The organism is Prevotella sp. oral taxon 317 str. F0108, assembly GCF_000162415.1.
Classification (GTDB): Bacteria; Bacteroidota; Bacteroidia; order Bacteroidales; family Bacteroidaceae; genus Prevotella; species Prevotella conceptionensis.
Genome location: NZ_GG740072.1, coordinates 488,586 through 503,524, shown reverse-complemented (window position 1 = coordinate 503,524; position 14,939 = coordinate 488,586). Strand labels below are relative to the sequence as shown.

Here is a 14,939-nt window from a genome sequence, read left to right as displayed (position 1 = left end):
ACCGTCCCTCCATTTCCCTTTACAGTATGCGCCAAGCTGCGCCGTTAGGGTGTGTTAGCGATAAACACATGCCTCTATATAAAGGAGCACTACGTTTTATCACTCGTTGCGCAGCTTTGTTCATTGCCTAGCCACCTTAACCCTTAATCACCGCGATGGGTAACAGTTTGGTTTTCACCTTAATCAGGTCTGTTTGGTTGGCAATAACCTCTTCGATGTCTTTGTATGCGCCTGTTGCCTCTTGCATATCGTCTTGCGAACGTATGGCATGAACAATGCCTTTGGCCTCGAGCTGTGCCACTTCGGCCTGCATATCCAGTGACGCTATGGCTGCCGTCCTACTTAAAACGCGACCTGCACCATGCGAACAAGAATTGAACGAGGCTGCATTGCCAAGCCCCTCCACGATATACGATGCCGTGCCTTGCGAGCCGGGGATGATGCCCACCATGCCTTCGCGAGCCAAAGTAGCACCTTTGCGATGTACAATAACATTCTTACCATAATGGTTTTCCCATGCGGCATAGTTGTGCGCAATGTTTATCATCGGCTCGAACGCAATGCCGGGCAGTGCATCTGCAAGCACCTCTTGCACCCTTTGCATCATCAGGCTTCTGTTGCATAACGCAAAATCTATACAATATTGCATTTCTGCCCAATAATTTTTAAACTCTGCCGACCCAACGGGTAAGAAAGGCAAATGCAATTTCTCGTCTACCACCGTGTGCCAACGGGCGTTAAGCTGCTGGGCAAGCTTGTTATAATGTTCGCAAACCAGCTTACCAAGGTTTCGCGAACCCGAATGTAACATTACCCAAAGATTTCCTTCCTCGTCTTTTTGCAGTTCTATAAAGTGGTTTCCTCCGCCAAGCGTACCCACTTCGTAAACAATGGCCGCTTGCCTACGTTTCACCACCTCCATGCGGGCTATCTCATGCCCCTCGGGTAAGTAACATTCGGGTTGGGGTTCCGTATGGTGCACCATGCCTAAGGGTATGCGTTGCCTAATGCCGCTCATTATTTTCTTCCTCAAAACATCTGGCGATATGTCGGCCACCTTATAGTTCGACTTCACTGCGCACATGCCGCAACCAATGTCTACGCCCACGGCATTGGGTATAACTGCATCTTTACAAGCCAGCACACCGCCAATGGGCATACCCATTCCTGCATGCACGTCGGGCATGATGGCAAGATGGTGAAACAAGAAGGGCAACGTGGTAAGGTTCTCAATTTGTTGCATAGCCTTTGCGTCTACGCTGCTAGCCCATATCATCACAGGCCTGTTGTTTATCATTTTTGTTTCCATTGCTATATATATATTTAATGTGTTATGTTGCCGATATGTTGTTTTTTAGAGTTCGGCTGGTTGCCTTCCCTTTTCGTTTGCAAAGTTCGTTTAAGGGTACGTAGTGTTTTTGCGTAATGAGAAAAAACTTGCATTTAAACTCCATTTTTTTCAATTTTAGCACCTCTACGCAAATAGGTTGCGTAGAAACTCGTTATCTTTGTGATGTTTTAGTACAGCGAACAGCCATCGCCATAACACTACCGCCCTTACAGAAACCACCAATTTGGCATACTAAATGGTAGTTTCTCCATCACATGGAACAAGCGAACGGCCTTCGCCATACACCTAATTTAATATATATATATAACGATGCCAGCCAATAAGAATGCACTGATAAGGTATAAAACCATTGACAACTGCCTGCGCAACCGTTACAGGCGATGGACGCTCGACGACTTGGTAGACGCATGCAGCAATGCCCTTTACGACTTGGAGGGAATACGAAAAGGCGTATCGGTAAGAACGGTTCAGGCCGACTTACAGATGATGCGTTCGGACAAATTAGGCTATAACGCGCCCATCGAAGTGTACGAACACAAGTTCTATCGCTATGCCGACGCCACCTTTAGCATCAACAATATGCCCCTTTCGCAAAACGATTACGAGGTGATGCAAGAGGCAGTGGACCTGCTTAGGCAGCTTGAAGACTTTGAGCAGTTTACCGAAATGAGCGATGTTGTAAATCGCCTGCAAGACCATTTGGCCATTGCTCGCAATCATCGCAAACCCATTGTGCATTTCGACAAGGTGCCAAATCTGAAAGGTTTGCGCCTGCTTAACCCCTTATACAACTACATTGCGCATCGACAAACCTTGCGCATCAGCTACCAATCGTTCTCGGCCAAAGAGCCTATAACGCTGGTTTTGTGTCCGCATTTGCTGAAAGAGTTTCGCAATCGTTGGTTCCTGTTCGGTTCTACTGCAGACGACATGGTGCTGTTTAACCTGCCCTTAGACCGCATTGTGAAGGTGGAAACAGCCGACGAGCCTTATCGCGACAATCCCAATTTTGATGCAGAACACTTTTTCGACGACGTTATCGGAGTGAGTAAGAATGTGGGAGACAGGCCTAAAACCGTGATGTTCTGGGCGGACGATGAGCAAGCAGGGTACATTTCCACCAAGCCGCTGCACCCTTCGCAACAAGTTGAGGACGAGCATCCGGAACAAGGAGGTTGCGTTTTCAGCATAAAAGTGGTGTTAAACTTCGAGCTTTACTCGGTGTTGATGAGTTATGGACCTGGCATCAAGGTGCTTTCGCCACAAAAGGTGGTTCGCCGTATGCACAACATGACGAGTAAAGCGCATTGGCTTTATCGGGAAGAAAAGGTGAAAGAGTGAAAAGGTGAAAAGGTGGAAAGGTGAAAAGGTGAAAAGATGAAAAGGTGAAAAGATGAAAAGATGAAAAGATGAAAAGGTGGAAAGGTGAAAAGGTGGAAAGATGGCTGCGTCTTTAGAAGGTGAAAAGGTGAAAGGGTGAAAAGGTGAAAAGATGGCTGCGCCTCTAAAAGGTGAAAACGTGAAAGAATGGCTAACGCCACCATTGCAATTGGCTTAACTCCTTAACTCCATAACTCCTTAACTCCTCCACCCCATAACTCCTCCACCCCATAACTCCTCCACCCCATAACTCCTAATGACGAAAAGGTGAAAAAATGGCTACACCTATAACATGTTAGATATCTAATCCAGAAAAAAACCATTGATTCGCTTTATGTCCCTTATGTTCTTATGTCAAATATGGGGCAGAGTTTGTGTCAAAGCACGGCATAAGAACTTGTCAACTCGTCAACTAAAATATGTCTAATTTTCAGTGCAAGTTTTAACATTATGGCTACCTTTTTCTCCACCAATTGTCAACACGGCCGCAAAAATTCGATTCTCGCAGAGGTTTCTTTTGATGCAAAAAAGGGTTAGACTGTGATTGAGGGAAAATGAATTTATATTCCCCCCAAACGCCATTTGTACCAGTTTTTGGGCGATTTGCTGCAAAATGGAGTGCGTTTTGGTGCTAAACGCAGTGCAATATGCCGCTAAACGCAGTGCGTTTTGGTGCTAAATGCAGTGCGTTTTGGTGCTAAAAGCAAGGCAAAATGCTGCTAAATGCAAGGTAAAATGTCGCAAAATGCGGGCCGAAAAGCATAAACATACACTGAAATGGTATAAATAAAACCCTTTCGAACCATGAAACACATGGCTAAAAGGGGCAAAACAGCCGTTAAAAAGTGGGGTTTTAGGGGTTAAAAGCGGGTAATTGGGCTTGAAAAAATACGAGTTGGCAACCAATCTAGAAAGGCAAAATGGTGCAAAATGCAGGTTCTGTTCTTAAAAACAGACAAAACAAAAGACGTGAAAGGTTAGAAATAGTAGCCATTTACCTACTTTATAACCTATATTTACGCTAGAAGGGAGTGGTAAGCGGAAGGCGTTTTGTAAAATAAAAACACTAGAATTAACACCACACTAGACGTTGGGAAAAGAGTGCAAGTGGGTTGCTAACGTTCGATTTGGGTTTAATAAGCTAGTAAGCACTTGTCCTCTGCCTTTAATACAATTAAGACTAATCAAACGAAAAGAGCTTTAAAGGGCTTAGAAACCTAGGTCAACTCGTACACGCCTGTTGGACTTTTACGTTTCAAAACCTCCAACTCAAAGTCTTTACCTGCCACGATACCATAGCTACGCAAAGTCTGTTCTACAGTTTTCTTGGCCAATTCGGGATGGTTGTTCTCCTCGCTTAGATGACAAAGCCAAACGTGGCGAAGTTTTTCAGACGCGTTTTGGGCCAACGCCTCGGCACAGTCCACATTGCTGAGATGGCCTGTTTTACCCAAAATACGTTCTTTAAGGTGTTGCGGATAGGGGCCGCCCGAAAGCATTTCCACATCATGGTTGGCCTCAATCACCAAGTAGTTGGCCGCATTGATAAAAGGTTTCATCTCGTCGGTCACTTCTCCCACGTCGGTAAGCAAACAAAACGTAATGTCGCCAAACTGCACTTGGTAGCCCACATTGTCTAAACTGTCGTGCGGAACATTAAAGGGCGTAACCGTAAAGCTGCCCAAACGAAATGCAACACCTTTCTCAACCAACTTCAATCGTTCGGGACTTACCTTGCACCGAACGCAATAATTCTTCTCAATGCCCACGTGAACGCGATGGGTGGCATAGATAGGCAACCCATAATCGCGACTAAGACTGCCAACAGACTTAACATGGTCAGCATGGTCGTGTGTGATTAGAACATTTTGTATGTGTGCAAGCGAAAGGCCGTATTCACGAAAATGCTTTTTTAAAGTGCGAATACCCACACCTGCATCTATAAGAAGTCCCTCTGTTTCTGTATATAAGTAATAGCAATTGCCGCTGCTACCGCTTCCCAACGATATGAAATTCAACATCCTGCGTTTAAAGTTTTCCACAAAATTAGAGAAAAAGCGCGAAATAACCAAAGTTTTTCCTACCTTTGTCTTTGCTAAATTAACTGACACATGAAAAAGTTCCTCGCCGTATGCGCATTGCTCCTCCCCACCCTGCTTGTTGGTTGCGACGTGCGCAAGGTTGCCTTTTCGCGCGAATTTGACGGCAGCGTTGACTCGTTCGCCGTCTATTTCTTCAATTGGCGGCTCGACAAGGCTGCCCAGTTCTGTACACCCGACTCGAAGAAATGGCTGCAATTTGCCGCCAGCCAAGTGCAACCCGAAGACTTGGAGCAGATGAAAAGCCTGCCCAACAACTTTGCTTACGCTTACGAAATAATTCAAGGCGACACCAAAGGCGTTGCTGCCGAAGTGGCGTTGAACGTGGAAAACTTCTTCGTTCTCGACTCTATTGGCAAGCCTGGCAGACTGAAAGAGAGTGCTACCTTTCCTTTGCAACTGGTGAAACAAAACGGTACGTGGAAGGTTCGCTTAGATGGGTTGCCCCGAATGGATAAGAAGTATCAGCAGAAAAAGCCCGAGGAGGAAAACGGATAAGGGCCAGCCACCCGCTTGCCGCTTGTGTTTCGCCCCCGTTTGCATGGCAACCCATTGCCCCCTTGGCTACAACGAAAGATTAATACTTGCTAAAAACGAGCCAAACCCGAAGGCATTTAAGCGGCAATTGCTTTAAATTCACTACATTTGCAAATATTTTCAAACCACATTAAAGAGAAGAAAAAACGGCGTTCATATAATGCGCTGACAACTGATTACATCAATGAGACACAAGTTAAGCCACTTATTATTCATAGGCCTGTTGCTCTTCGCTGCAACAGCCCAACTGCAAGCGCAAGGCAACAGCAAGACACCTACGCCACGTAAAGCAAAGCCTGCCGACAGCGTTAGCGCACAGGTGCAACCCAAAGACACGGCAAAGGCCATGCCCGACACACTGGCCGTGCCATTGCCTAACCCTGGTTTAGACCTTGCCGACACGGAAGAAAGCATGGGACTACACCAATCGCTCAAAGTGAAATTCATCGAAGGTAACGCAGGTTTCATGTCGCTCGTGGCCTTGGCATTGGTGCTAGGACTGGCTTTCTGCATCGAACGCATCATCTATCTTAGCCTCTCGGAGATTAACGCCAAACGCTTTATGGCCGACTTAGACGCGAAAATAAGTGCAGGCGACATAGAAGGAGCAAAGGAACAATGCCGGAACACGCGCGGGCCTGTGGCATCTATCTGCTATCAAGGACTGACACGCATCAGCGAAACGATAGACAATATCGAACGTTCAATCGTTTCGTACGGCACCGTTCAATCGGCCAACCTCGAAAAAGGCTGCTCATGGATAACGCTCTTCATCGTTATGGCTCCCTCGTTGGGGTTCTTGGGCACGGTTATCGGTATGGTAATGGCCTTCGACCAGATAGAGCAAGCAGGCGACATCAGCGCACCTGTGGTGGCCGCAGGTATGAAAGTAGCCCTTATCACCACCATCTTCGGTATCATTGTGGCGCTTGTCTTGCAGGTGTTCTACAACTACATACTCTCTAAAATAGAGCATTTGGTGGCCCAAATGGAAGAGTCGTCCATTACGTTACTCGACTCTATTATGAAACATAAGCTGTCGAAATGAAAAGGTTAAACCTCAGAAACATCCCTGCCGAACGGCTCTCGCAACGCGTTTTCTACGTGTTGGTGGGCTTGTGCGTTGTTGTTTTCGGGCTGTTTTACATGGTGGGCTACGACATTCCCTATGTATTCAACCCAGACATCACCGCACCCATGTTCACGGGCGTGGTTCTCGACACCATGTATGTGCTCTTCTTGCTGGCATTGGCATGTGCCATTTGGAGTGCCGTTAAAGGTTTTAGCGTTTCGGGAAAGAGCAACGGCACGGAGAACAACGTCCCCTATCGCGCCATTTCGTATGCCGTGTTCGTGGGAACAGCCGTCATTCTGTTGCTCGCCCTGCTCTTCGGGTCGTCTAAGGAGATGGTGGTCAATGGCTCGTTGTATGCCAATAAGTTCCTTCTCAAACTCTCCGACATGTTCATTTACACCATCGGCATCTTGCTTTTTGTGGCATTTGCTGCCGTTGTTTTCGGGTTTACCCGTTATTACCGCAAAAAATAAAGAGGAGGAAAGCCCATGTTTGCCCGACGAAGAAGAACTGTTCCGCAACTCAACGCCACATCAACGGCCGACATTTCGTTTATGTTGCTCATCTTTTTCCTTGTCACCACGTCAATGGACCTCGACAAGGGGTTGTCTAGGAAGTTGCCACCCGTAGAAAAGAACAAACAAGAGGAGAGTCTGGTTAACAAGGACAACATCATCAAGGTGTATATAACGGGCAACAATAAAATTCTTGTTGACGATGAGCCCAGCACGCTAGACGAACTAAAAAGCAAGCTGAAAAAGTTCGTAGTCCGCAAAGGCAGAAACCATCTTATACAGCTACAAGCGAGCGAAAACGCGAACTATGATACATACTTTCATGTGCAAGATGCCATCGTATCTATCTTTAACCAGCTTAAAAACCAACTGGCTGTAAAGATGTTTCGCCATCCTTACGCGCTATGTTCGGCCGAAGAGAAAGACGAAGTGAACCGATTGATGCCCCAACGCATGGTGGAATCGTTCGATAATAAGGATAACAACACGCCATAAGCATGATACGTAGGAGCAAAAGAAACCACGAAATACCCGCACTCAACACCTCGTCGCTACCCGACTTGATATTTACGGTGTTGTTTTTCTTCATGATTGTAACCCACATGCGTAATGTTACTGTGAAGGTGAGGTATCAAGTGCCACAGGGAAAAGAACTGAATCGGCTTGCCAAGAAGTCGTCGGTGATGCACATATATATAGGTAAGCCCATCGAAAAAAGGCGCACCGACAACTCTGAAACCACCATCGTACAATTCAACGACAAGGTTATTCCCCTTTCCGAACTAAGAAAATACGTTGCTGCCGAACGCGCCAAACACTCTCCCGACGAGGCGAAAGAACTAACGGCATCAATAAAAGCCGACAAAGATACGAAGATGAAAACCATCGCCGAAGTGAAACAAGCCTTGCGGGAGGCAAGAGTGTACAACGTGAACTTTACCGCCACGCAAAGCAAAAGCAAGCGTTAAGTTGCGCCGTCTGTTTGTTCGCTACCAACAGAATCCAAGCCAAGCTTTGCCTACCAACAACCTTTAACCACACCTACATATGTTTAAATAACATAAAAATAAGCATACAATTAAGAAACAGTAATAACATTATAACAAGCATTAAAGGTAGAAGTAATCGCCGAAAAGGTTACATTGTAAGGCTGTTACGCCAGTGTGAGGTTGCGCTGAGCATTTTGGCAGTTTCCCAAACAATCAGTAAAAAGATTTTTCTTACCTCTCGGCTACTTGCCAAATTCATTTTTATATGTTACCTTTGCAAAGAAATTGAATAAATATGTCACATCATAATCTAGATCTTCTGGACAAGAAGATACTTCAACTTATCTCTGCCGATGCACGCACACCCTTCTTAGAGGTGGCGCGCATTTGCAAAGTTAGTAGCGCGGCCATACATCAGCGCATACAAAAGCTCTTAAATCTGGGCGTAATAAAAGGCTCGCGATTTATTCTTGCCCCCGAAAAAGTGGGCTATGAAACGTGTGCCTACGTTGGACTTCACCTCAAAGACCCCAGCACTTCCGACAAAGTGGCAGAGGCTTTGGAGAAGATACCCGAGGTGGTTGAGTGCCATGTTCCCACTGGGAACTACGACCTTTTCATCAAGTTGTATGCCATCAACAACCGCCACTTGATGTCCATCATCCACGATAAGCTACAACCGCTCGGACTTTCGGGCAGTGAGACCATTATCTCTTTCAATGCCCTTATCGATAGGCAGGTGTCGGTAGACCAAGTGGCCGTTGAAGACGAGGAGGAATAACACAACGAAGGATGCCGCCCTGCCCCACATAGGCAAGCAAGTAAAAAGGCATTATCTGCGTAATATACATTTACTGCAACGCCCCGCTTAACCCTTACAATGGTTAAGCGGGGCGTTGTGGTAAAACATTTACTCAAAAAAGCTGTGCTACGGGTGCTAATCCATCCGCGCCTTATAGTCTTCGTAACCATAAGTGCGCAGCATTTCCAGTTCTCCCGAAGTGCGAACAATAGCCAACGAGGGGTGTGAAATGCCGTTAAACATGTTCGTCTTCACCGTGGTATAGTGTATCATATCCTCAAATATTACGTTCTCGCCCACGGTCAAGGCATGGTCGAACTGCCACGAACCCATAAAATCGCCCGACAAACAGCTGTTGCCGCCCAAGCGATAAATGTGTTTCGCACCGCCATTCACCGCTGCCTCCAAGTCAAGCGACTGCGCATTGCGAACCGAAGGCTGGTAAGGCATCTCCAAACAGTCGGGCATGTGGCAAGTAAAGCTCACGTTTAGGATGGCCGTTTGTATGCCTTTGTCTTCAACTATGTCTACCACCTGTGCCACAAGCGGCCCCGTTTGCCAGGCAAAAGCACTGCCAGGTTCGAGTATTACGTGCAAATGGGGATGGCGTTCCTTAAACGAACGCAGCGTATCAACGAGCAATTCCACATCATAATCCTTGCGCGTCATCAGGTGTCCCCCACCAAAATTAATCCATTTCAATGCAGGGAACCACCCGGAGAACTTGCTTTCGATGTGCGCTAAGGTTCTAGCAAACACGTCGGCGCCACTCTCACAATGGCAATGACAATGAAAACCCTCGATGTTCGTCGGCAACTGACTTGGCAATCGTTCTGCCGACAGGCCAAATCGCGTACCAGGAGCACATGGATTATAAAGCTCTGTTTCTACTTCCGAGTACTCTGGGTTAACTCGCAAGCCAAAAGAAAGACTTGCATTACGTTCTTTTGCGAACGTGGAATAACGATCATACTGCGTTAGAGAGTTGAAAGTGAGATGGCTAGAACAGCTGGCAATCTCCTCAATCTCATCGTCGGTGTATGCAGGAGAATAGGTGTGCGCCCTCGAACCGAACTCTTCGAAAGCCAATTTCGCCTCAGAAAGCGAGCTGGCAGTGGTAGAACGGATGTACTCTTTAAAGATGGGGAAGGTTTTCCACAAGGCAAAAGCCTTGAAAGCAAGTATAATCTCCACCTCAGCCCTTGCCGACACTGAGGCGATAAGTTCCAAATTGCGCCTCAGTTTGGCCTCCTCCACAATGTACATCGGCCTGCGCACTTCTTCGAAAGTATCTAAGTTAATTCTCATATCTCAATGATTTGCGTATGCAAAGGTAACTTTTATATTGTTTAAATTGCAGGTTTGCCATAAAATTCCTACTTTTGCATGTGAAATAAATGGCTGCGATGAAGCTCGTAATTATGACAAAATCTACATATTTTGTAGAGGAAGACAAGATACTTACTGCTCTTTTCGACGAGGGGATGGACAAGTTGCACCTATATAAGCCTGGTTCACAGCTCGTTTTTTCGGAAAGACTGTTGTCGTTAATCCCCGAAGGATACCACGACAAGATTGTGGTACACGAGCATTTTAGGCTGAAAAACGAATACGACTTGGCAGGAATACACCTCAACAAGCCGACGGAGATAGTGCCGAACGGCATCAAAGGGAAAATAAGCAGAACCTGCGAAGACCTCGATTTGCTCAAAGACATGAAGAAAAACAGCAATTACGTCTTCTTACGACGCATATTCAGCTGTGCGGGCAACGCCGACAAGCCTTCCAGTTTCTCGGTTAAGCAACTGGAAGATGCAGCCGACAAAGGACTTATAGACAAGCGTGTGTACGCCCTAGGCGGCATCGACGTCGACAATGTGCGGATGGCCAAGGAGCTGGGCTTTGGTGGCGTGGTGGTGTGTAGCGACCTTTGGAAACGGTTCGACATACACAACGGAACCGACTTTCGCGACTTGCTCGCTCATTTCCGAAACTTCCAAAAGATTGTAGGATAGCAATTTCATTATTCATTAAGGCAAAGAGATAACAATCAATCACATATTAAACCATTAAAGAAATGAGTGAAGAAAACTCTTTTTTAATTTTTTCGGGTACGAAAAGCATGTATCTTGCCGAAAAGATATGCGCCAGCTTGGGCTGTCCCTTGGGCAAACTGGTGGTTACACACTTCTCGGACGGCGAGTTCGCGGTATCTTACGAAGAGACGGTACGCGGCAGAGACGTGTTCTTAGTGCAGAGCACGTTCCCCAATTCGGACAATCTGATGGAGCTACTCCTTATGATTGACGCTGCCAAGAGAGCCTCGGCTAAAACCATCAACGCCGTTATTCCCTACTTCGGATGGGCAAGACAAGACCGCAAAGACAAGCCGCGCGTTAGCATCGGAGCCAAGCTTATTGCCGACTTGCTACACGTTGCCGGCATCAACCGCTTGATAACGATGGACCTCCACGCCGACCAAATTCAGGGTTTCTTCGATGTTCCCGTCGATCACCTCTATGCTTCGGCCGTTATCCTGCCCTACTTGGAAAGCCTTAAACTCGACAATTTGGTTATCGCCTCGCCCGATGTAGGCGGAAGTAAGCGCGCCAACACCTATGCCAAGTACCTGGGATGCCCCTTGGTGCTATGCAACAAAACCCGCGCACGTGCCAACGAAGTGGAGAGTATGCAGATTATCGGAGAAGTAGAAGGCAAGAACGTGGTACTTATCGACGACATGGTAGACACCGCAGGGACTATCGCCAAAGCTGCCGACGTGATGATTGCAGCAGGTGCCAAGAGCGTTAGGGCTTGCGCCTCGCACTGCGTAATGAGTGGGCCTGCCTCTGAAAGGGTGCAGAACTCGTCGCTTGAAGAAATAGTCTTCACCGATTCTATTCCCTACCACAACAATTGCCCGAAGGTAAGGCAATTGTCGGTGGCCGACATGTTCGCCGAAACCATTCGCAGGGTTGAGTCAAACCAGAGTATTTCTTCACAATACCTGATATAAAATAGGTGTGCGGACTGCCGCATACATCTAACAAATATAAAATCTGGCAGCGGTTTGGTTAAGGCCAAACTTGCTGCCAGATTTTCTTGTTCAGTGCCTAATGGCGTGACATAAACAAGTGCTTTAAAAGTCATTAAGCGAGTGGTCGACCCACGGAACTATCGCGTACGCAGGGAACACACCTTATTATAAGGGCACGGCAAATGGACGTGTACCCTACGTCAACACCACTGTCACTCCCCGTGCAGCCTGTGCACCCATTACCAAAGCCTGCTCGATGTCGGCAGTTTTGGATGGTCCGCTGATAAAACAGCCATAACCATAATCGTTCATCGCAATCTTCGTATATGCCTCGTGCATGTTATTCACAAGCTTGTTGCGATCGAGCAGCAACACCAACTCTTCGCTAATGAACATCACCGCCTTTTCTTTCATTGTTTGCGGAACCCAAACGCAAGCGTTTTCTGCCACGCCCAATTCACCCCGTAGTATGCCCACATCCGTTCCGTTAAGGTCTTGCGCCTCGGCCACCGTATCGGGATCTAGCGTGGCAATCGTTATTTCGGACAAGTTAGAGGCAAAAACCTTGGCATCGGGATAAAGTCGTTTGATGGCCTCGTTCACGTCTTCACCATCTGCCAGCACTGCAAACTTACCACCAACAGCAACCACCATCTCGCAAAACTGCGCCAAAGGGTCGTCGTAAACAATGCCAACCATGTTCATATCAGGCATGTCGCAACGCACGTGCGTGTTGCGTTTCAACTTCTCAAACAAGTTTTCTTTCTTCATTTCACCTTTCCTTTCTTCCACATTTGTTCAAACGACTCACTAGCAAACACGGGCATCTCCCTACCCTTTCCCCAATCGTTCAACCCATGATAAACCAAAAAGCGAGGCAAATGGTTAACGATGGGCGCGAATTTAAGCGACATGCTGAACAGCGATGGATTATAAAACAACATGCCCATGCCGTTAGAGATAAGCTTCTTCGTTGAGTTGGCAAGGCCCAAGCCACTTAACGACTGCCGCCAAGCATACACTTGCGAACCTGGGGCAACCTTCGTGGGGCACACATTGTCGCACGATAGGCAGAGCGAACAAGCAGAAAGGTTGCCGCTATGTTGCTGTGGACTTTTAAACATGCCCAAGTTGATGCCTATGGGGCCAGGGATGAAGTAAGAATAAGAGTAGCCAGTGGAACGGCGATACACCGGACAAGTGTTCATACATGCACCACATCTGATGCACTTCAAAGTTTGCCAATGCTCATCATTGGCAATCATGTCACTCCTTCCGTTATCAACAATCACCACGTGCATCTCTCCTCCTGGCCGTGCTTTTCTAAAATGCGAGGTGTATGTGGTTGAAGGCTGACCCGTTGCGCTGCGGCACAGCAGCCGCTGAAACACAGCCAACGAGCGATAATCGGGCACAACCTTCTCCAATCCCATTACGGCGATGTGCAGTTTAGGCACAGACGTGCTCATGTCTGCATTGCCTTCGTTGGTACAAACCACGATGTCACCCGTTTCGGCAACACCAAAATTGCATCCCGTCAAACCGGCATCGGCATCCAAAAAGTCGTTGCGCAGGCTGTGCCTAGCACATTGTGTGAGGTAAGTGGGGTCGTAATTGCCAATCTCTTTGCTTATGCCCTCACGTTCAAACAGTTCTCCCACCTCCTCGCGCGTAACATGTATGGCCGGCACAACGATATGACTAGGTTTCTCATCAAGCAATTGTAAGATGCGTTCGCCCAAATCTGTTTCCACCACATGGATGCCCTGAGCCTCTAAATAAGGGTTCAACTCGCATTCTTCTGTAAGCATCGACTTGCTTTTCACCAGTTTCTTCACCCCATGTTTCTCTAATATTTCTAACACGGTTTGATTAAACTCTCGCGCATCTTCGGCCCAATGCACAATCACGCCATTGTTTTCTAGGTTCTTAGAAAACTGCTCCAAATACTGGGCCAGATGTGTAGCCGTATGCCGTTTTATTTCGCTTGCATGCTCTCTAAGACTCTCCCATTCGGGCAATTTGTGCTCCATGAGGTCACGTTTGCCGCGCATCAACCAAAAAGTCTGATCGTGTCGCGTTATCTTTTCCACGTTCTTCAATGCAGAAGCGGCTTTTTTAGAATGTAAGGTACTCATAATCCTGCGGCTAAAATTTGTGCAATATGAATAAACTTAATGGGGCTTTTCTCTCTTCTAGCCAACCCTTCCATGTGCATCAGGCACGAACTATCGGGGCCCGTAACGTATTGCGCCCCGGTATCAATGTGCCGTTGTATCTTGTCGTGTCCCATTTTCACCGACACTTCTGGTTCTTCTATGGCGAACATGCCGCCAAACCCGCAACATTCGTCCTTGCGTTCGGGTTCTTTTATGGTTATTCCTTTCACTAGTTGCAGCAAGTCTACCATTTTATTATAGGTGGGAATGTTCAGTTCCGTTGGTGCGGAAAGTCCCAACTCCCTAACGCCGTGGCAGCTGTTATGTACGCTTACCACGAACGGGAAACGCCCTGGAAGCGTCTTTACTTGAAGGATGTCGTGCAGAAACTCCACAATATCCATTGTCTTTGTAGACGTTTCGCAAACGTGTTTCTCGCCGCTAAGCAAGCGTGGATAGTGTGTTCTTACGAAAGCCGCGCACGATGCAGAGGGTGCAACCACGTAATCAAACTCCTTAAACATGTTTTCGTACTTCTCGGCCAGCGGCACAGCCTTCTTTTCAAACCCCGCATTGGCCATAGGTTGGCCACAACACGTCTGCTTTAAGGGATAGGTTACGCCCACCCCGAAGTGTTTTAATAACTTATATGTAGCCACGCCTGCCTCTGGATACAAGGCATTAACATAGCATGGAACAAACAAACCGACTTTCATTTTCTTTCTCGCTAAATGTTTATTTGCAAATATAGTGAAAATATATCAACTAAAAACGAGCCGTAAAGAAAACGTTTTTCATTTGAGGATATTTAACGGAGAAAGGCAATGAGTACGCCTCAGTAAGGCCTTTCTACCCCCAGACAACCATACAACAACCAACAACAGGATATTGCACAAATAAAGAACAGGCCCTAACATGCAAGTCCACCAACGACAAGAGCCATTGCCAACGTGACAGAACATCCTCATTAACAGAAACTCGCCATACTGAAACAC

The 14,939-nt window shown here is 47.0% G+C and carries 15 protein-coding genes; 9 read left to right on the top strand and 6 right to left on the bottom strand.

What is annotated here, in order from left to right:
- Positions 1-136 precede the first annotated feature (136 nt).
- Positions 137-1,309, bottom strand: coding sequence for an RtcB family protein (locus HMPREF0670_RS01790; protein ID WP_009229450.1), 1,173 nt, complete (start codon positions 1,307-1,309; stop codon positions 137-139).
- 351 nt (positions 1,310-1,660) lie between these two features.
- Between HMPREF0670_RS01790 and HMPREF0670_RS01785 the strand changes: the two genes are divergently transcribed.
- On the top strand, positions 1,661-2,692 hold the full coding sequence (locus HMPREF0670_RS01785) for a helix-turn-helix transcriptional regulator (RefSeq protein ID WP_009229448.1): 1,032 nt from the start codon (positions 1,661-1,663) through the stop codon (positions 2,690-2,692).
- A gap of 1,256 nt (positions 2,693-3,948) precedes the next feature.
- Here HMPREF0670_RS01785 and HMPREF0670_RS01780 read toward each other — a convergent pair.
- On the bottom strand, positions 3,949-4,752 hold the full coding sequence (locus HMPREF0670_RS01780) for an MBL fold metallo-hydrolase (protein ID WP_009229447.1): 804 nt from the start codon (positions 4,750-4,752) through the stop codon (positions 3,949-3,951).
- Between the two features lie 90 nt (positions 4,753-4,842).
- Here HMPREF0670_RS01780 and HMPREF0670_RS01775 point away from each other — a divergent pair, with 90 nt between their 5' ends.
- The 6 genes from HMPREF0670_RS01775 (at position 4,843) to HMPREF0670_RS01750 (ending at position 8,727) form a co-directional block, all read left to right on the top strand.
- Positions 4,843-5,328, top strand: coding sequence for a hypothetical protein (locus tag HMPREF0670_RS01775; RefSeq protein WP_009229446.1), 486 nt, complete (start codon positions 4,843-4,845; stop codon positions 5,326-5,328).
- Positions 5,329-5,551: 223 nt separating this feature from the next.
- Positions 5,552-6,415, top strand: coding sequence for a MotA/TolQ/ExbB proton channel family protein (locus HMPREF0670_RS01770; RefSeq protein WP_044077599.1), 864 nt, complete (start codon positions 5,552-5,554; stop codon positions 6,413-6,415).
- Complete coding sequence (locus tag HMPREF0670_RS01765; RefSeq protein WP_009229444.1) at positions 6,412-6,915, top strand: hypothetical protein; 504 nt, start codon at positions 6,412-6,414, stop codon at positions 6,913-6,915. The genes HMPREF0670_RS01770 and HMPREF0670_RS01765 overlap by 4 nt, the downstream gene beginning before the upstream one ends.
- Positions 6,916-6,930: 15 nt before the next feature.
- Positions 6,931-7,452: an ExbD/TolR family protein gene (locus tag HMPREF0670_RS01760; RefSeq protein WP_009229443.1), complete on the top strand. Its 522-nt coding sequence runs from the start codon at positions 6,931-6,933 to the stop codon at positions 7,450-7,452.
- 2 nt (positions 7,453-7,454) lie between these two features.
- Positions 7,455-7,925: an ExbD/TolR family protein gene (locus tag HMPREF0670_RS01755; RefSeq protein WP_009229442.1), complete on the top strand. Its 471-nt coding sequence runs from the start codon at positions 7,455-7,457 to the stop codon at positions 7,923-7,925.
- A 316-nt stretch (positions 7,926-8,241) separates the two neighbouring features.
- On the top strand, positions 8,242-8,727 hold the full coding sequence (locus tag HMPREF0670_RS01750; RefSeq protein WP_009229441.1) for an Lrp/AsnC family transcriptional regulator: 486 nt from the start codon (positions 8,242-8,244) through the stop codon (positions 8,725-8,727).
- A 156-nt stretch (positions 8,728-8,883) separates the two neighbouring features.
- Here HMPREF0670_RS01750 and nspC read toward each other — a convergent pair whose 3' ends face one another.
- Entirely contained in the window at positions 8,884-10,056 is a 1,173-nt protein-coding gene (gene nspC / locus HMPREF0670_RS01745) for a carboxynorspermidine decarboxylase (RefSeq protein ID WP_009229440.1), read from the bottom strand.
- 98 nt (positions 10,057-10,154) lie between these two features.
- On the opposite strand from nspC, the gene HMPREF0670_RS01740 reads away from it, so the two are divergent.
- Positions 10,155-10,763, top strand: coding sequence for a thiamine phosphate synthase (locus HMPREF0670_RS01740; protein WP_009229439.1), 609 nt, complete (start codon positions 10,155-10,157; stop codon positions 10,761-10,763).
- Positions 10,764-10,825: 62 nt separating this feature from the next.
- The gene (locus HMPREF0670_RS01735; protein ID WP_009229438.1) at positions 10,826-11,764 is read left to right on the top strand and encodes a ribose-phosphate pyrophosphokinase; all 939 of its coding nucleotides are present in this window, start codon (positions 10,826-10,828) and stop codon (positions 11,762-11,764) included.
- Between the two features lie 216 nt (positions 11,765-11,980).
- Here HMPREF0670_RS01735 and HMPREF0670_RS01730 read toward each other — a convergent pair whose 3' ends face one another.
- From HMPREF0670_RS01730 to HMPREF0670_RS01720, 3 genes are read right to left on the bottom strand one after another with little or no spacing between them, the layout of a single operon-like run.
- Positions 11,981-12,556 carry a lactate utilization protein C gene (locus tag HMPREF0670_RS01730; RefSeq protein ID WP_009229437.1) on the bottom strand — a complete coding sequence of 192 codons (576 nt, stop codon included), beginning with the start codon at positions 12,554-12,556 and terminating at the stop codon, positions 11,981-11,983.
- Complete coding sequence (locus tag HMPREF0670_RS01725; protein ID WP_009229436.1) at positions 12,553-13,923, bottom strand: lactate utilization protein B; 1,371 nt, start codon at positions 13,921-13,923, stop codon at positions 12,553-12,555. The genes HMPREF0670_RS01730 and HMPREF0670_RS01725 overlap by 4 nt, the downstream gene beginning before the upstream one ends.
- Positions 13,920-14,660: a (Fe-S)-binding protein gene (locus HMPREF0670_RS01720; protein ID WP_009229435.1), complete on the bottom strand. Its 741-nt coding sequence runs from the start codon at positions 14,658-14,660 to the stop codon at positions 13,920-13,922. The genes HMPREF0670_RS01725 and HMPREF0670_RS01720 overlap by 4 nt, the downstream gene beginning before the upstream one ends.
- Positions 14,661-14,939 lie beyond the last annotated feature (279 nt).

Excerpts from the sequence above, each read along its gene's own strand:
- HMPREF0670_RS01750 (WP_009229441.1), top strand. The coding sequence starts at position 8,242 with ATGTCACATCATAATCTAGATCTTCTGGACAAGAAGATACTTCAACTT.
- HMPREF0670_RS01720 (WP_009229435.1), bottom strand. The coding sequence starts at position 14,660 with ATGAAAGTCGGTTTGTTTGTTCCATGCTATGTTAATGCCTTGTATCCA.
- HMPREF0670_RS01780 (WP_009229447.1), bottom strand. The coding sequence starts at position 4,752 with ATGTTGAATTTCATATCGTTGGGAAGCGGTAGCAGCGGCAATTGCTAT.
- HMPREF0670_RS01760 (WP_009229443.1), top strand. The coding sequence starts at position 6,931 with ATGTTTGCCCGACGAAGAAGAACTGTTCCGCAACTCAACGCCACATCA.
- nspC (WP_009229440.1), bottom strand. The coding sequence starts at position 10,056 with ATGAGAATTAACTTAGATACTTTCGAAGAAGTGCGCAGGCCGATGTAC.
- HMPREF0670_RS01790 (WP_009229450.1), bottom strand. The coding sequence starts at position 1,309 with ATGGAAACAAAAATGATAAACAACAGGCCTGTGATGATATGGGCTAGC.
- HMPREF0670_RS01725 (WP_009229436.1), bottom strand. The coding sequence starts at position 13,923 with ATGAGTACCTTACATTCTAAAAAAGCCGCTTCTGCATTGAAGAACGTG.
- HMPREF0670_RS01735 (WP_009229438.1), top strand. The coding sequence starts at position 10,826 with ATGAGTGAAGAAAACTCTTTTTTAATTTTTTCGGGTACGAAAAGCATG.
- HMPREF0670_RS01775 (WP_009229446.1), top strand. The coding sequence starts at position 4,843 with ATGAAAAAGTTCCTCGCCGTATGCGCATTGCTCCTCCCCACCCTGCTT.
- HMPREF0670_RS01785 (WP_009229448.1), top strand. The coding sequence starts at position 1,661 with ATGCCAGCCAATAAGAATGCACTGATAAGGTATAAAACCATTGACAAC.
- HMPREF0670_RS01740 (WP_009229439.1), top strand. The coding sequence starts at position 10,155 with ATGAAGCTCGTAATTATGACAAAATCTACATATTTTGTAGAGGAAGAC.
- HMPREF0670_RS01770 (WP_044077599.1), top strand. The coding sequence starts at position 5,552 with ATGAGACACAAGTTAAGCCACTTATTATTCATAGGCCTGTTGCTCTTC.
- HMPREF0670_RS01755 (WP_009229442.1), top strand. The coding sequence starts at position 7,455 with ATGATACGTAGGAGCAAAAGAAACCACGAAATACCCGCACTCAACACC.
- HMPREF0670_RS01765 (WP_009229444.1), top strand. The coding sequence starts at position 6,412 with ATGAAAAGGTTAAACCTCAGAAACATCCCTGCCGAACGGCTCTCGCAA.
- HMPREF0670_RS01730 (WP_009229437.1), bottom strand. The coding sequence starts at position 12,556 with ATGAAGAAAGAAAACTTGTTTGAGAAGTTGAAACGCAACACGCACGTG.